The sequence below is a fragment of the Pedobacter ginsengisoli genome, assembly GCF_002736205.1.
Taxonomy (GTDB): Bacteria; Bacteroidota; Bacteroidia; order Sphingobacteriales; family Sphingobacteriaceae; genus Pedobacter; species Pedobacter ginsengisoli_A.
The window spans coordinates 140,339-156,830 of sequence record NZ_CP024091.1 but is presented as its reverse complement, the minus strand read 5'-3'; the positions used below and the strand labels follow the sequence as shown (position 1 = coordinate 156,830).

Below are 16,492 nucleotides of genomic sequence, written 5' to 3'. Positions count from 1 at the left end.
CGCACCTGGTTTTCATAATACGTCTTTACACTTCGTATTCACTTCTCGTCACCTCAACAACAAGAGAGATCTCATGGTTATGCCGGCTCAAGAGACTTTCTTATTGTTGAGATGACGATGGTTTTAAATGCAACTTTTAAACAGTTTTCCACAACACAGTGCCGAAAACTACTAAAAACATGTAAAAATCACTTAAAAACTATCTAAAACACTTGAAAAACAGTTGAGAAACTATTGAGAAACACTTGGGTTGGAAGATGGTTGGAAGATGGTTGAGAGATCGTTGAAGGATGGTTGGAATATGTATAAGGATATTCCAACCATATCTTAAGCATTGTTTAAACATCTCTATAACATCTTTAACTTCAAGTGTTTCTCAATAGTTTCTCAACTGTTTATTAATGGTTTCCAATTAAAATCTAAAAAAAGAGATACCCTTGTAGCGTTTCACTTCGCCTTTGCGTAATAGTAGAAGATTAACCACTATTATGACCATCAAACAAATACTACCAATTACACTAAGCTTATGCTTATTTATGAGTTGCAAAAAAAACAATGAAAAAGTAGTTTTCAACGGCACTTATAAAGGAAAGTTTATTGAAGGACTAACCAATCAGCTTGTTTCGGTTAATGCAGAAATTAAGTTTGATGGAACCGATTATATAGCAACAAATGGCACTGGTATATTTGCGGTTGAAAACTCACAGATTAAGTTTTCTATGGCTTACATAGCAACAATGGATTATATTGGCAACAAGGTTTTGAATGGCGATTATAAGTTTGTGATTAAAGGCGACAGCTTAATCCTAGACAGGATAACCAGTGAAATAAATTACAAAAATCAATATAGATTAAAGCGAATGAATTAATAAATGCTTATCGAACATAACGCCTCAGATGCTGAGTTAATAAGGGAGTGTAAAAAGGGCAACCTAAAATACCAGGAAATGTTGTACAAGCGGTTCTATGCTTATGCAATGGGAATTGGTATGCGCTATCTTATTAATAAAGACGATGCTTTGGTAGTGGTAAATGATGCTTTTATTAAAGTATTTAACTCTTTGCACAATTTTAAAGACGACTTAGAATTTAGACCCTGGTTTAGAAAAATATTGGTTAATACCGCTCTTGATAGTAAAAGAAAGAACTTGAAATACGTTTATGATAGTGAAATTCCGGAGGTGCATCAGCAAACCATGTATCCTTCTGCTATTGAAAAACTCTCGGCAGCCGATATTTTGAACCTGATGAAGCAGCTTCCGGAAACACACCATATAGTTTTTAACCTGTATGAAATTGATGGCTATTCGCATAAAGAAATTGGCCAGATGCTAAGTATACCCGAAAGTTCGTCGAGGACTTACCTTACCAGGGCGAAACAAGCATTACAAAAATTAATACAAAGCGACCTTATAAAGATATGAACACGTTAGACGATAAATTGAACAATCATATTAAGGCAGTTTTCGAAGAATTTGATACTGAAGGGGCAGATTATGGCTGGATAGAGCTTAGAAAAAATTTTCCGGTGAAAAGTAGTAACAGGCCTCTGTACTTTTGGTTGTCGGGCATTGCGGCTTCTTTATTAGTGGCTGGAACATTCTTATTTAACACATTTAATAATGATGCTTTAAAAAATGTTATCCAACAAAACAGAGTTACAAAAGCTACGCCTGCAGCGCCTCAAAAAACTGAGAGCAATTTAGATAAATCCAACGCTAAAAAAGAGATTATTTCTTTTGAAAAAAGAACTGTTTCTGTAAAAAACACTAAGAAAAACTTTCCTGTAAATGTGGTAAAAACAGAGATAGTAGCTGTTAAAATTACTGATACAGTACCAGCCAATGAACTTACCAAAAAGGTTATTACCCCACTTGCAAATGTTGCTGTTGCTAAACCCGATACTGTAAAAAACACCAAGCCTACTACTACCCTTGAATTTTTACAAAAAGAGAGTGAAAAAGAAACCAAATTTGAGCTTGCATCAACTGGTAAAAAAGCTACGAACCGAAAAAATGTATTGTTTGATGTTTATACTGCTACTTTTTTAAATTATTATGCAGACAATCCGGTAAAGGTAAATGCTGGTGCAGGTTTTAATGCGAATATTAGGATCAACAAGAGCGTATATCTTTCTATGGGTGCAGGCATTAGCGAAACTAAGATAACTTACCAAACCACAAGGCCTTCCTCTTTATCTAGCTACTCTAATTCCGCAGCAGATCTTGCGCTTATGAATGGTTATGTATTGGGGGCCAACAGTATTAAATTAAATGCGAGCTTTCTAAATATAGATATACCTGTGGCTTTTAAGTTTTATCCCGGGAAAAGTGGTAAATACTATTTTTCTACAGGCATAAACTCAAGCACATACCTCAATCAAAAATATTCCAGTTCTATAACGGGTTTTAATCCCACATCAAATAGTTATTCTGATTTTAAAGGAAAAACTGAGGAAAGCAATTTTAATGGTTTCGATTTTGCCAACAGTGCCATTTTTGCTATTGGAATTAATCAGCCAATTGGAAAAAGCAGCACCTTAACTTTTGAGCCCTTCTTTAAGCCATCTTTAAGAGGCTATGGCGACAAAGATATCAAAATAAACACTGCTGGTTTGAACCTGAAATTAAGTTTGGGTGGCAAGAAATAGTTATTAAATTTGATAATAGATTTACCATCTATTTTAAACTACATCTCTATGAAAAAGACCTATCCAATCCTGACCTTGCTGCTGCTGGTTTATTGTGTTAATGCCAATGCCCAATTTGGCAAATTAAAAGACGCGTTAAACAACGCCGCAGGTAATCTACTGAACAGCAAACAATTAAAACTACTTCAAAGTGACCCTATAACAACCAACTTTGACGACTGCAACAAAACAGAAACGATGCCTGTAAACTTTGGCGCTGACTCGGTTAAAAAGAAACTTTGTGATTTAACTTCCAGCTATACATCGGCACAGGGATTTACATTAAAGCCGGGCTTTTATACCGGAACTTTTAAAAGCTTTTGCCTAAAGGCAGGAACTCATGGCCCGGGTAATGGCGATGGCTATTTATATGCCCCCCTTGCCGGCCCTAAAGAAAAAATTGCAAGAACACTTATTGCAAATTGGGAGCAGCATCCTGAAATTGAACAAAGCAAGGTACAATTGCTTTTGTGGGCAATAATTGCGAAAACTAATTTTAGTAAACTATCGGCCGATCTTCAGCTTGCTGCGGCAAAATTGCTTAACAAAGATGACCTTTCGGCTTTAAGCAGCAGCATAATGGATTATTTATCAAGCGAAGCGATGCTAAAAATAACTGCCAACTTGCCTGAGCCTGCAAAGACAATTGTAGAAATTGAGAACAAAATGAGAGGGCTGTTATATCAGGCAAATTCATCGTACGATCAGATTGAGCAATTGGCTATGCTTAGCGGCAATGCCGTGCCTGATACTGATTTCCCACGCGGAATATGGGGCTTACACCCTGACGGTTATTATATTAAATACCTGCCTCATTCCTATACCAGAACTGAAGTAGTTATTTATGTTCCTAAAACTATTGCATCAGTAAAGTATCTTCCTGTTGGAACAGTTGCTGTACCTGCAAGCAGAGGCTGCCAGCGCCTGGGTCAATCTAACTTATTAGCCTGCGAGAATTAACATCGTACACATCTCTATATGAATGTTTCTGACATTATTAATTACCGTCTCTTTAACCAACAAATTGCCAGAACAGCGTTTAGTACCCCACAGCAAATTGTAAGCTGGATGGTTGCCATGCAGGCACAGGAGTATGCGATGTCGAAATGGGCAATTGGTTTGCGGTTAGGCGATGTTACTGATGCTGATGTAGAAAAAGCTTTTAATGATGGCGAGATACTACGAACCCACTTGCTGCGCCCTACATGGCATTTTGCTGCTCCAGATGACATTAGATGGTTGATTGAATTGACCGGGCCCAGAATTCGGAAAGCAATGACTTATTACGAAAGGGAGCTTGAACTTGATAATCAGCTTTTTAAAAAGTGTAATGATATTATAGGAAAGGCTTTGACCGGTGGTAACCACCTTACCAGAACTGCATTGAGTGACCTGCTTATAAATAATGGGATCAGTTTAAATGGCAGGCAAATGGGCCACGTAATGATGAATGCCGAAATGGACTGTTTAGTGTGTAGCGGCAAACGGCAAGGCAAACAATTTACTTATGCACTGTTTGATGAAAGGGCACCAACTCGTTTATCAATAGTTAAGGATGAGGCCTTGCTGTTATTAGCACAACGATATTTTGCAAGCAGAGGCCCTGCAACGCTTAAAGATTTTTCTGTATGGTCTGGACTTACCATTACTGATGCAAAAAAAGCCGGTTCAATGCTAGATAATAACGAATTTACCAAAGAGACTTTTAATGATATAGAATACATACTTAAAAGAGAAACATTAGAAATGGCATTGGATGCTGCCTCAGCTAAAAAGATTCAAAAGAGTTTTCTGATGCCTGATTATGATGAGTATGGAATGGGGTATATAGATCGCACTGCGATATTTAACCCCATTAAGCTGTCTAGCGAATTTAGAAAGAAAAACCCGGTGTTTGATAGAATGGTTATAGTTGATGGCATTATTGAAGGTACATGGAAAAGAACAGTAAAGGCCAAATCAGTAGTAGTTGAAACTTATCTTTTTAGGGAATTAAGTAAATTAAAATTGGAAGCTGTAAAAAAAGCTGTTAACAGATTTGTTAAGTTTACCGGTGCTAGTGAATAGTTTTAGATAATCGATATGACCACTACAGAATTAGAAAAATTACGTTATCCGATTGGTAAGTTTGAGAAACCTGCTCAAATAACCAGAGCATTGTTGGATGGTTATATTGCTACTATTGCTTCATTTCCTAAAGCTTTAAGAAAAGAAGTAGCTCATTTAACAGATACACAACTTGATACTCCGTACAGGCCTGGAGGCTGGACAATTAGACAGGTGGTTCATCATTGTGCAGATAGCCATATGAATAGTCAGGTAAGGCTTAAATGGGCTTTAACTGAAGATAGTCCGGTTATTAAAGCCTACTACGAAGAAAGGTGGGCTGAACTTGCAGACAGCAGAACATTGCCGGTTGAACCTAGCTTGATGATATTGGAAGGGCTTCATGAGCGGTGGACTTTTCTATTAAATTCGCTTAGCGCAGAGGAACTGGAAAGAGACTTTATACACCCTGAACATGGCAGAAGTATAAAGATCAATGAAAATACCGGTTTGTACGACTGGCATTGCCGTCATCACCTTGCTCATATTACGGAGCTGAAAAAAAGGCAAGGCTGGCAATAGGTTTATTTAAACCTGATGGCCTTTAACGGACTTATTCTGCTAACCAGTAATGATGGGATTATGAGTACTACAAAGCAGATTACAATTGTACAGATGTTTAGTAGTAACACATCTAAAAACTGTACTTCAATTGGTACATACGACAGGTAGTAAGATGCCTGATCTAATTTAAAGATATGCGTATGGGTTTGCAAAAAGGCTAAGCCAAGACCTAGAATATTGCCCAGTACAACTCCAATTCCTACAAGGTAAAGTGCATTGTAGAGGAATATTTTCATTACACTAAAATCGGTCATACCGAAGGTTTTGAGCATACCGATCATATTGGTACGTTCCAGTATCATGATTAACAAAGCGGTGATCATATTGATTACGCCCACTACCATCATTAATGCAAGGATAATTTTGGTGTTTACATCTAACAGGGACAGCCAGGTAAAAATTGCAGGAAAATACTCCTGGACCGACTCTGATTTTAATCTTGTTTCCAGATTGGTATAGATGTTTGTAGAGATGGTTCTAAGTTTGGAAAAATCTTTAACTCTGATCTCTATACCCCCTATTTCGTTGGGTTTCCAATTGTTTAAACGACGGATCAGGTTGAGGTCTCCTAATACAAAACCTTTGTCGATCTCTTCTACTCCTATATCATAAATTCCTACTATTTTAAACGGGCGGCGACGGGGAGGATCCTGCACAAAATGCATGATAAAGTTATCGCCTGTTTTTAGTTTTAGCCGGTTTGCGGTAAATTGAGATATCATAATCTGCTTAGTTGCGGCAGCACTATCGGCAAAATTTATGACTGTTCCGCTTACCAGGTGTTTACGTATATAATCCCAGTTAAAGGTCTTATCTATGCCTTTAAAATTTATCCCTTCAACTTCATCGTTGGCAGAAATGATAGCCGGTTTTGTTGCATAAGGTTGGAAATATTCGATTTCGGGATTGCTTTTGAGTCTGGCAATGGTTGCAGGCTCAGGCACAAAAGGCGATAGTTCAAATGAATTGTTAAGATCGAACTTAAAGATTCTTACATCGCCAATGTAACCTCTTACTTTTTCCTGGATCTCGGTTTTAAAGCCTTTAATGATTGCAACGGAAAGCATCATTACAGCAAGACTGAGCATTACTCCAGCTATAGCAATACGAACTATTAGTTTTGAGAATGTGCGCTCTGATTTTATGGCAATACGCCCTGCTATGAAATATTCTGTATTCAACCTCTTGCAATAAATTTTAACTTAGTAAAAGTGCTTTTATACCTCCGCACTTTTCGTTGTAAAAATGCAAATATTAAACTAATTATAGCAATAAAGCGCTACAATTCCGTATGGATAGTGTAGCGCTCAGCAAATTTGGGTTCTTTAATTACCGTTACTAAGGTCTAGTACAATGGTATTTGCTTTGGGTGATATTCTGAATACGGTTTCTCCGCCGGGTTTGGTAAACGTACCTTGTTTAGCAGATATTCCATACTTCATATGCTCAAATTCTGCATCAATGCGTTGAGGATTAATTTCTTTAAAAGGCAGTGGAAAATTACCTGCGGTTGTTAGGTCCAGATACCAGTTAAGCGCATTTCCTCCGCCTATTAACGTGATCTTTGTTTGTTTTTCATTCATATCGATCTGAATGGTGCCTTTTTGAGTTTTTAATGGCCAGGAGATCTTAAGCTGACCTTTTACTTCATTGGAGATCACCGGATCTTCGCCTTCAAGCATTTCCTCTTTTCCTTTGATCATGGCCTTAAACCTTAATCCTGCCAGGTTATGCGGCTTGCTCCACAGATAGCCATCCACAACGGGAAGTGTGAAAAAAGTACATTCATTAGAAGTAGCTTTCTCTGTGGTGTAAACTGAAGGAAATTTCTCGTCAAACAGGTGGATGTCGCGAACCCTCAGGCCACCATCTTCCCATAAAAAATTAAGTCTGTAAAAGCGGCTGTTGAACCAAACTGTTTTCAGATCGCTATTGTCCAGATCTTTATTTACAACAAAAGACGTAGCTGGTGTGGTTTTGTAATTCTTCTTAAACCACAAACCAGACTCTTCCAGCGTTTCTACTTTTATCTTTTTTTCATCTCTTAAGCGTGCAAGCAAGGGCAGCTGTATCTCAAAGCCTTTCTTCATTGCATCCCAGGTAAAGGAATTTTCCTGCCCTGCCTGGGTATAATTGAATTCCATCGATTCGCCCTCTGTAAATTCTTTTAAGAACCAGTTTACCCAATTGGCATCCCCACCGGCTTCGGGATATACAGGCTCTAGTGTAATTACACCTTGTCTGCTGGAATTGATCCCTGTATCGTATTGACGTATCGGGTCGCTACCCAGCATTCTGAAAATAGGGACAGGGATTTGGTTCTTTTCGTTCTGTGCCGGCATATAGGAGTTGATTTTGCTTGAGTAATAAGCCTGGTTCCAATATCCACCCCATAACGTATATCCATCCGTACCATATTGATCCTTACAGTTCGCAGAAGCAACGATCTTGTATTTTTCGTACATGTAATTCAAACTATGTGCATCAATAAACCATGACGCAACAGATTTGGGGTAATACCCAAATATATTTTTGAAGTCGGCCATATAGACATCAATGATTTTTTCCCTTTCCTGAGGGGTGTAGCCCGTTGCAAAACCTACGTCTGCATGCCAGTCCCAGGCATATCTTCCGCGCCATTTCAAACCAGCCTTTTCAATTAATGGCTGTGGGAGCTCCCACCAGGCACCAATTTCGAACGTTCCTTTGGGTAAATCCTTTAGCAGACGCTGATACCTGGCATCCATAAGTGCATCATATTGAAGTAAAAAACTTCCACCGAGATGGTACTTTTTCATCATCTCAACCTGCTTTACTACTGTTTCGTACAGAACCTGCTGGGTGATTTTAGGGTCTCTTGGTTCGAGAAGCCTGATAAAATTTACAATATTCACTATTTTAGGTTTAGGTTTCTCTGCCCCTTTCATCAATACTTTCTTAATGCTGAAAGAAGATAAGAAGATCAAACCGATCATGCCGAGGATAAATCCCAGAAATTGTTTGTTAAAATTATTTTTCATTCGTGTGTGTATATAAAGATGGGTATCGTTTTTTTATGATCAAATTTGATTTTTTAGGCATCTCACTTAGCAGAACAGGCTTATCCTGAGGTCTTGTTTGTTTTTGATTAATATCTCCCATCAGGCTCCACCTTCTGGTCATTCCAACTGGTTCAGCAGCCTTCAAATCATAGCGGGTAAAATCTATAACGAGTTTTGGCGTATTAAGTTTCCAATCTTTCAGCAGTGCTAATCTAAAATTTTTATTCATAAACCAGTGAATCTCCATATTGGCATCAGAGCCGCCAATTCCGGATCCCCTCTCCACAAATTGGTAATTGAAATTATTGCTTTTGTAATGTGCTCTCCAAAGCATACCAAACTCTCCTTGTGTAATCATTTTGGTATCAGGCCAGCGTTTTTTAACATTGCTTAACCAATCCTTCAATCGGGCAGCATCATAAGGCAAAGACAATTCCCAGCAATTGGTTACCCAGCCAAAGCCATTCAAATCAAACCCCTTATCGAAATGGATGGCTGTAGAGTGAAGCATTTCCTGCAAACCAATATCGTTTCCGTGTTTTCCTAATGTTTCAATCGGGCCAACCCCCATACGACTGTTAAAACCTTCTGCGAAACCTTGTCGCCTTGCGGCTAAGAAATCAACTGTCCAGCCATCGAGGTTAACACAATCAATAAAATCACTTTTATTTTGGGCAGGCTTGCAAAAGTGTTCTTTTGAAGGGTAAAAAGGATAACAAACTGAGCCATCGCCATCCTGATTGTCGATTGCAAACTGGCTCCAGATATTACCCTGACATACATGGATATTTTCCTTTTCGGCCAGGTATTCCTGATTTTTTGCGGAAAGAAAGCCAGCCACTACACTGAGCGGACGATAGCCATTTCCAACCATTTTACTTATCAAGGTAAGACCATCGTGCAAGTCTTTGTTTACCTGCTCAACATCGTTATAAGCATTTGCAAAATAAGCTCCCGGAATAAAGGTTATTTCATCTCCATATTTATGGTGATAACCCACCACTAATTTCCGGATTTCTTTATAGTTCTCTGTACTATCATTTAGCGCGAGCCAACTGAATGCCCAGGTCATTCTGGCACCGGGGAAGCCCTCTTCTACTGCTTCTCTAAAGGCGAGAACTTTTTCAGGTGTATGTAGTGCACGCTCATCTTCACCAACATTGCGATCCCTCGATACTTCGATCTGGTTTACCCGGATGATTGTATTAAAGGTTAGAAACCGATGACCCATGAGTGCCTCAGGAGCTGGCTTGTTTGTTTGCCCAAATGCGAAGGACATAAAACATACAAATACAAAGTTTAATAAAGCTGCTTTTTTTAACATATAATTCATTTTTCTATTATAAAAAGCCAGCCGACTTCCGTCGGCCGGCTCGAGCGTATATTATTCTACCACCCGGGATTTTGTTCTAATTTGTGACCGTTGGCCTGATAGAAGGCGACCTCTTTAGTTGGAAGCGGCTGAAGGTAATCCTTATTCGGATCGAACTTTCTGCTTTTTTCAGCAATCAGAAACCCATTTGCATCTACCTTGGTCAGGTAACTTGGATCGCTGTAAGGTGTTTTGGAAGCCCATTCAGAACCTGTGATCTTAATTCCTTTAACATCCTGCGGCAATTCCGTCTCGGCAGTTTTCCATCTTCGCAAATCGTCATAACGGAATCCTTCCAAAGTAAGCTCAACGGTTCTTTCTCTCCTGATCTCGTTTCTCATGTCAAGGTTGTGGGCAGCTACAAAAGTGTTGGTCAGATGTGGCATACCCGCACGATCCCTGAGTTTATTAATAGAAAGATCGAGGTCGCCGTCACTTATAGCGCCAGCCTTTTCAAAAACTGCTTCTGCATAGATGAGCAATACTTCAGCATAACGAATAAGATGTCGGTCAAAGTCAAATATACTGGCATCTCCATTCTGTCCGGAATTATTGGCAAGTGGGTCTTCCGACATATATTTATACAATATATATCCGGTATTGAAATTACGCTGTGGCTTATCGGGCCAATTGGCGATCTTAGTTACGGGGAAGAAAACCCTGTTGGTTAATGTTCCGGGAATGATCATAGTCATTGTCATCCGAGGGTCCCTGTCCTGAAATTCAGAGACGAATGTGCCGTATCCTTTAAAGACTGTTCCTGGAGAGGTAATTGGCAATCCATTCTTATCCAGATAAAGATCTACCATCTTTCTGGTTGGGTTATATCCATTTCCATCATACTGATAAGGAATGTCATGACCTAGAATATTCCGAGCGTATCTCCGATCTAGTATTGATTCACGGGAATCATCGCCATTTTCTAAAAACAAATAGCGATAACTTTGCTCCCCTTTATCCGTATAGAGGCCATAGGTACCACTATTAATGAGGTCTCGTGAAGCGGTAATGGCAGCATCGAGATATTTCGTCGCATTGCCATCGGCCCTGAATTTCCCCCACGTTCCTTCAAATAATGCCACACGTGCCGTTAAAGCAAGTGCTGCACCCTGAGTAATCCGGCCGACATCAGCAGAAGCTAATGCCGACTGCAAAGGCAAGTCGGCTTTGGCTTCCTGCAAATCTTTCATTATAAAATCAACGGTTTCCGTTCTGCTTGATCTTGGGGCAAACAAAGCAGGATCATTGGTGGCTAAAACTTTTGTAATTAAAGGCACGCCTCCATAGAGCCTAAGTAATTTCCAGTAATACCATGCCCTGAAGAATTTGGCTTCTGCCACATACCTTTTTATTTCCTGGTCGGCATTGGCCGATCCTTTTTCAATAATGTTATTGGATGAGCGGATATAGCCATAGCTATCCGTCCAGAGATTTACTGTTTCAGCAGGTTGCAGGTTGCCGTTACTTACAGAATTTGGGAAGTTAAATGCGATATCTGATTCGGTATCTTCAAAACCAAAGCGATCAAGCCCGTTATACAGATTATTTGCTGCCAGTTTAAAATCTGCACCTGTTTTCCAGAAGGTAGCATCGGTAATGCTATCTTCTGAAACCAGATTGAGGTCTTTTTTACATCCATTTAAAAACGCGGCAAGTATAAACACGCCAGCGATTAATAATTTTCTATGATTTATATATTTAAGTTTCATAAAGCTTGCGTTTAAAATTTAACAGTAAGGCCCAGAGAATACACCTTGTTGAAAGGATAAGTACCCTCGTTTCTGAATCCATCCTCCGGATCAAAGTTTCCACCAAATGTTCCTTTGGAAATGGTAAAGAGATCCTGACCACTGAAAAATATTCTGGCAGTTTTCATCTTTAAACTATTGGCAATACTTGCCGGCAGGTTATACCCCAGGGTAATTACCTTAAACCTTAAATAAGCAACATTTTGCATGGTGAGTGATGAAGCCCGATAATTATAGCTCCTGATGTCATCGTAACCTACACCACCCGGAAGGTAGCGAGGGAACTTAGCATCGGTCCGTTCAGGCGTCCAGGTCTTTCCGTTGTAATAAGATAACGAAGGCCAGTAAAATGTATTTGGGGTAGCGATGTTACCCTCGTACCTTACATCTCTCTTCCCTACTCCCTGTAAAAACACCTGAAGGTCTAATTGCTTATATCCGACACTAATGTTAGATGAAAAAGTGTAACGAGGAATCAGGTTGCCGAGATAAACCATATCACCATTAAGTCCTTTCGATTTGTCACCAAAAGCAGTCAATTTTCCATCCCCGTCAACATCACGGTACATTACATCGCCAATTGCAACCCGGGCAGGAACGCCTGTAAGTTTCTTATAGTTATCAAGCTGCGCCTGATTCTGGATGATACCATCGTACACGTAACCGAAATAAGACCAGATACCGTACCCTTGTCTGAATCTGTTAAGTCCTTCCTGATAATTATCCAGATTTTTAAGTTCCACCAACTTGTTACGGCTATCACTAAGCTGTAACGATACGCTGTAGCGAAAATCGCCCATCTTGTCTTTCCATGTCACTGATGTTTCAAAACCTTTGGTTACCAACTTACCCTGATTTGAGGAAGGTGCGTTACCACCATAGGTTGCGGGCACAGCGATGTCAACAAGCATGTCGTTGTTCGTTTTATTATAATAATCAAAAGAAAAATTAAATCTGGAACTAAGCATTGCCACGTCGATACCTATATTTTTATTTTCGATCGTTTCCCAGGTCCTGTCGGTAGATGCTGGATTAGCATTGGCCCCTGTTAAGCCTGAATTAGGACTACCTATCGGATAATTTCCACCTATGCCGATCAATGGAATATAATCATACAGGCCAAGTTCTCCTATCTCCTGGTTACCCATTTTACCCCAGGATGCACGTAGCTTTAACAGATCAAAAGTGTTTAGAGACTTAATAAAACTTTCTTCAGATAAATTGTAGGCCAATGCCGCCGATGGGAACACTGCACTCCAGCGCTTATCTGGCGAGAATTTGGAACTACCGTCGGCTCGAGCAGTTAGGTCTAAAACCAGTTTCTCTTTGAAAGAGTAACTGAACCTACCAAAATAGGAGCCCAATGCCTGATTGCTGAGTCTTCCTGTGAAATTGGCATAAGCAGCTTTGGTTCTGTCGGCCAGATTTAAAGTAAAGATGTTATTGCCAATAAAATTATAGCCATAGGTTGTTTGGCCTTCGATTTTGGTTTTTTCAATCGATCCTCCTCCCGTAAAGTTTATTCTATGATCAGCACCCAACTGTTTGTTATAATCAAGATATACCTGGTACAGTTGGTTTAATGTTTTCAGGTTAAGGTAAGAAGCTGAATTTGGTGTATTTCTGATATCCTGAACTCCGCCAACATAATTATATCGCGTAAAAGTCCTGCTGGTACCATTATCATTAAGGTAATCTAGTCTGATAGCTGCCTGTCCGATTAATTTAAGTCCTTCCAAAATGGTGTAATCAGCCTTAAAATTGGTGGCGAACCTAGACGAACTTCCACGCTGGGTACCGGCTTCTTCTAAAGACTGAGCGGGGTTTTCATAACCCTGATAACCATAGAATTGCCCATTTGGATTGCGCACCGGCTGATAGGGAAACTGACGGGTAACGTTAGTCAGCGCATTTCCAAGCATACTTGGTGTAATAGTAGACTTATTCTCAAAACTGGTTCTTGTCTCAAAATTGAACTTGGGAGTGAGCCGAAAATCATAATTGAGGCGAAGGTTATATCTTTCGGAGTTGTTTTCCCCAAATCTGAGTGATCCTTCATCTCTATTGTAGCCCATAGAAACTACATAATTATTGTTTTCTCCTCCGCCTGATATAGAAAGGTTATGCAGCTGTTGAGTAGAATTTTTATAGATTTCTTTGTTCCAGTCGGTATAACCAAAAAAGCCGGGATAACTAGTGATTCCGTAATTCCAGCCGCCATCCAGTTCCGGTGCAGCGTTAGCCTTGATTTTATCAAATACCTCCTGCGGAAATCCGTTGATACCCGCATTGCGAAGCCCCTCGTCCATAAACTCAGCATACTCTAAAGTGTTCTGAATTTTCCTTAGGTAAGTTGGCGTTTTCAAACCTACAGTGCCGCTATAAGTAATTTCCGGTTTTCCGCTTTTCCCCTTTTTTGTGGTCACAATGATCACTCCTTCAGCCGCACGGGCCCCATATATGGCTGCAGAGGCATCTTTTAATACAGAGATTTCGGCAATATCGTTTGGATTAATATTGTCAATATCACCGGGGATGCCGTCTATCAGGATCAGAGGGTCACTTTCACTTACAGATGAATAACCCCGAATTTTTATACCGTAACTTTGATTTCCTGGCTGCCCGCTTCCCTTGGTAATGGTTAATCCTGGAACTGTCCCCTGCAAAGCATCCAAACTATTATTAAGTGGTCGATTCTCAAACACGTCAGACTTGACTGTCGAAATAGCGCCAGTAACGGCACCTTTAACCCGAGTACCATAGCCAACAACTACAACCTCATTCAGGCTTGTGTTCATCTTGCTCATTTTAATCTCGATGGATTGTTGTCCATTGATCGGGATCTTTTCGGTACGGTAGCCCAGATAGGAAACTATGAGAGTAAAATTCGGCTCGGGATGGTTTATTGTAAAATTACCATCCTTATCTGTTACCGCCCCGGTCTTGGTTCCTTCAACCATAACCGAGACCCCTATCAGGGTTTCATTTGTAGCAGAATCTCTGACAACTCCTTTAAGCAGCTGCCATTTTTCGGTAGCTTGCCAAAGGTTGTTATCCCAGCGCCTTTTTGCTGTTATCAGCACTGTTTTATTCCGGATTTTGTAGTCGAAAGGTTGCCTTTCAAAACAGAGCTCAAGTACCTTTTTCAGATCTAGGTTCTTGATATCCAAAGTAACCGGTTTTGCATTTTTTAGAGTTGCATTGTTGTAAAGGAAATCAAAATCCGTTTGCTTCTTAAGCTCGGAAATGACATCCGTTATCTGTGCATTCTGAACAGATATACTGATTTTCTGCGCAAAGCTTTCTGCCCTGAGCTGAAAAACAGTAAAAAACAATAACATATAGGTTAGCCTCATCTTTAGGGATATTAGTCGAAACATACAGGAATCCCTCCTGAAAACTATTTCAGTATTTTTTTTATACATTTGGTCGGTTGGTTTTTTAAATTATTCGTTTAGTTTGATCAGACCTCCAGCTCCAGTTCAATCTGGCATGCCAAGGACGGCTCAAACGTCCTTGGTTTTTGGTGTCCTAATTTTTCGTTAGTGATTACACATCTTACTCCTTTCTTTTAAGTATTTATTGGTTACTACTTATACCGGATACAATAATATTACGGTTAGAAATCTGAAAACGAACACCACCAAGCTCCTCTAAATTTGCCAAAAGCTCTGACAGGTTTGCATTTCTGGAGAATGTACCTCCAAAGCGGTCATTCCCTAAACTATTGCCATACGTAACATCTACATTATACCATCGGCTTATGGTTTTCATTACACTTTTAATATCCTGATTATCGAACAAGAAATACCCATTCTTCCAGGCAATTGCCTGATCAGTTTTGACATAACTGATCTCAATATCCTTTCCGGTTTCGCTAAGGTTAGATTGCTGACCGGGCACCAGCATTTTTGCCTGACCTGTTGACAACTTACTAATCCGGACACTACCTTGTAGCAGGGTTGTTGCAATAGCAGAGTCTTCGGGATATCCTTTTATGTTAAAATGGGTACCCAACACACTTACTATCTGATCCCCTGTCTGCACTTTAAACGGTAGCCTTTTGTTATGGGCCACTTCAAAATAGGCCTCTCCGGTTAAACGTACCCGACGATCTTTTCCATTAGAGGTTACCGGAAAATAGAGTTTAGACTCAGAATTCATCCAGACTTTGGTGCCGTCTTGAAGTGTAATCTGATATTGGCCACCTCTTGGAACATATAGGGTATTGAAGGCCATTTTATCAGGTGTAACTGTTTGATTTTTTTCAGTATAGTAAGCTAAACTTCCGCTGTCCGTTTTGGTGATCAAAACACCATTCTTTCTCGAAATTTCTCCGTTTTTACTGTCATCGAGAACAATTTTTGTCCCATCAGCAAGCGTTAGCATCGCTTTATTTTTTCCCGGCAGTATTGGAACCTGCACCAATTCTGTAGGAACTTCGGAGTGATCCGGGAACAGCTTGTAAAACAACAATCCGGTGCCGAGCAAAATCAAAATTGAGGCGGCAGATATTTTCCATGACCAGCTAAACAGCTGATGTTTCTTCTGTATATTTTTTCTTTTACTAAAATTTCGATACAACTCCTCTGATAGCTCTTCCTCTCCGCCCGCCAGATTGATCCAGTGATCAATCTGGTTGCTGCCGGCACCTAACTCTTCATACCAGTTATTAAGTTCTTCCAGTTCCTGCTTAGTGCAGTTGGAAGTGTGAAACCGTTCGAATAAATATTGTAACCTTTCGCTATCCATAAATGATCTATCAGTGGCTTGTTTATAATAGTTAGACGTATGGAAATTATCTAACCGTTAGTCTATTTGTTTTTTTTGATAAAAAAATATGAGAGCATGGATACGTACAAACCGGGAAGCAGGATGGCAAAGGACAGTTATCACAATTACATTACTTATTTTCGTATCAATGGATACAGGCATCTTTCGCCTGCGCTGATAATTAATTTTTGAGGATTTT

General features: G+C 39.8%; 12 protein-coding genes. 6 read left to right on the top strand and 6 right to left on the bottom strand.

The features are described 5' to 3' along the window. The first annotated feature begins 536 nt into the window (after window positions 1-536). From CPT03_RS00635 to CPT03_RS00610, 6 genes are read left to right on the top strand one after another with little or no spacing between them, the layout of a single operon-like run. The gene (locus tag CPT03_RS00635) at window positions 537-869 is read left to right on the top strand and encodes a hypothetical protein (protein ID WP_157766310.1); all 333 of its coding nucleotides are present in this window, start codon (window positions 537-539) and stop codon (window positions 867-869) included. 3 nt (window positions 870-872) lie between these two features. After that, window positions 873-1,424, top strand: a complete 552-nt coding sequence (locus tag CPT03_RS00630; RefSeq protein WP_099437030.1) for an RNA polymerase sigma factor — start codon at window positions 873-875, stop codon at window positions 1,422-1,424. Then, window positions 1,421-2,650, top strand: a complete 1,230-nt coding sequence (locus tag CPT03_RS00625; protein WP_099437029.1) for a hypothetical protein — start codon at window positions 1,421-1,423, stop codon at window positions 2,648-2,650. Before CPT03_RS00630 ends, CPT03_RS00625 begins: the two co-directional genes overlap by 4 nt. Before the next feature lie 48 nt (window positions 2,651-2,698). Continuing rightward, window positions 2,699-3,649, top strand: a complete 951-nt coding sequence (locus tag CPT03_RS00620) for a hypothetical protein (protein ID WP_099437028.1) — start codon at window positions 2,699-2,701, stop codon at window positions 3,647-3,649. 18 nt (window positions 3,650-3,667) lie between these two features. Then, window positions 3,668-4,756, top strand: a complete 1,089-nt coding sequence (locus CPT03_RS00615; RefSeq protein ID WP_099437027.1) for a winged helix DNA-binding domain-containing protein — start codon at window positions 3,668-3,670, stop codon at window positions 4,754-4,756. Window positions 4,757-4,771: 15 nt separating this feature from the next. Then, window positions 4,772-5,317 (top strand): YfiT family bacillithiol transferase, encoded by a 546-nt coding sequence (locus tag CPT03_RS00610; protein WP_099437026.1) that lies wholly within the window; start codon window positions 4,772-4,774, stop codon window positions 5,315-5,317. Window positions 5,318-5,319: 2 nt separating this feature from the next. On the opposite strand, the gene CPT03_RS00605 is transcribed toward CPT03_RS00610, so the two are convergent. From CPT03_RS00605 to CPT03_RS00580, 6 genes are all read right to left on the bottom strand, one after another. Next, window positions 5,320-6,540: an ABC transporter permease gene (locus tag CPT03_RS00605; protein WP_099437025.1), complete on the bottom strand. Its 1,221-nt coding sequence runs from the start codon at window positions 6,538-6,540 to the stop codon at window positions 5,320-5,322. A gap of 144 nt (window positions 6,541-6,684) precedes the next feature. After that, window positions 6,685-8,379 carry a hypothetical protein gene (locus CPT03_RS00600; protein ID WP_216641582.1) on the bottom strand — a complete coding sequence of 565 codons (1,695 nt, stop codon included), beginning with the start codon at window positions 8,377-8,379 and terminating at the stop codon, window positions 6,685-6,687. Continuing rightward, window positions 8,369-9,724, bottom strand: a complete 1,356-nt coding sequence (locus CPT03_RS00595) for a DUF3863 domain-containing protein (RefSeq protein ID WP_216641581.1) — start codon at window positions 9,722-9,724, stop codon at window positions 8,369-8,371. The genes CPT03_RS00600 and CPT03_RS00595 overlap by 11 nt, the downstream gene beginning before the upstream one ends. Window positions 9,725-9,789: 65 nt before the next feature. Continuing rightward, window positions 9,790-11,481 (bottom strand): RagB/SusD family nutrient uptake outer membrane protein, encoded by a 1,692-nt coding sequence (locus tag CPT03_RS00590; protein WP_099437023.1) that lies wholly within the window; start codon window positions 11,479-11,481, stop codon window positions 9,790-9,792. Window positions 11,482-11,492: 11 nt separating this feature from the next. Continuing rightward, on the bottom strand, window positions 11,493-14,876 hold the full coding sequence (locus tag CPT03_RS00585) for a TonB-dependent receptor (RefSeq protein WP_157766309.1): 3,384 nt from the start codon (window positions 14,874-14,876) through the stop codon (window positions 11,493-11,495). A 223-nt stretch (window positions 14,877-15,099) separates the two neighbouring features. Beyond that, entirely contained in the window at window positions 15,100-16,272 is a 1,173-nt protein-coding gene (locus tag CPT03_RS00580; protein WP_099437021.1) for a FecR family protein, read from the bottom strand. Between the last annotated feature and the right edge of the window lie 220 nt (window positions 16,273-16,492).

Coding starts and splice junctions, on each gene's coding strand:
- CPT03_RS00585 (WP_157766309.1), bottom strand. CDS start 14,876: ATGAGGCTAACCTATATGTTATTGTTTTTTACTGTTTTTCAGCTCAGG.
- CPT03_RS00635 (WP_157766310.1), top strand. CDS start 537: ATGAGTTGCAAAAAAAACAATGAAAAAGTAGTTTTCAACGGCACTTAT.
- CPT03_RS00590 (WP_099437023.1), bottom strand. CDS start 11,481: ATGAAACTTAAATATATAAATCATAGAAAATTATTAATCGCTGGCGTG.
- CPT03_RS00600 (WP_216641582.1), bottom strand. CDS start 8,379: ATGAAAAATAATTTTAACAAACAATTTCTGGGATTTATCCTCGGCATG.
- CPT03_RS00610 (WP_099437026.1), top strand. CDS start 4,772: ATGACCACTACAGAATTAGAAAAATTACGTTATCCGATTGGTAAGTTT.
- CPT03_RS00630 (WP_099437030.1), top strand. CDS start 873: ATGCTTATCGAACATAACGCCTCAGATGCTGAGTTAATAAGGGAGTGT.
- CPT03_RS00595 (WP_216641581.1), bottom strand. CDS start 9,724: ATGTTAAAAAAAGCAGCTTTATTAAACTTTGTATTTGTATGTTTTATG.
- CPT03_RS00580 (WP_099437021.1), bottom strand. CDS start 16,272: ATGGATAGCGAAAGGTTACAATATTTATTCGAACGGTTTCACACTTCC.
- CPT03_RS00615 (WP_099437027.1), top strand. CDS start 3,668: ATGAATGTTTCTGACATTATTAATTACCGTCTCTTTAACCAACAAATT.
- CPT03_RS00625 (WP_099437029.1), top strand. CDS start 1,421: ATGAACACGTTAGACGATAAATTGAACAATCATATTAAGGCAGTTTTC.
- CPT03_RS00620 (WP_099437028.1), top strand. CDS start 2,699: ATGAAAAAGACCTATCCAATCCTGACCTTGCTGCTGCTGGTTTATTGT.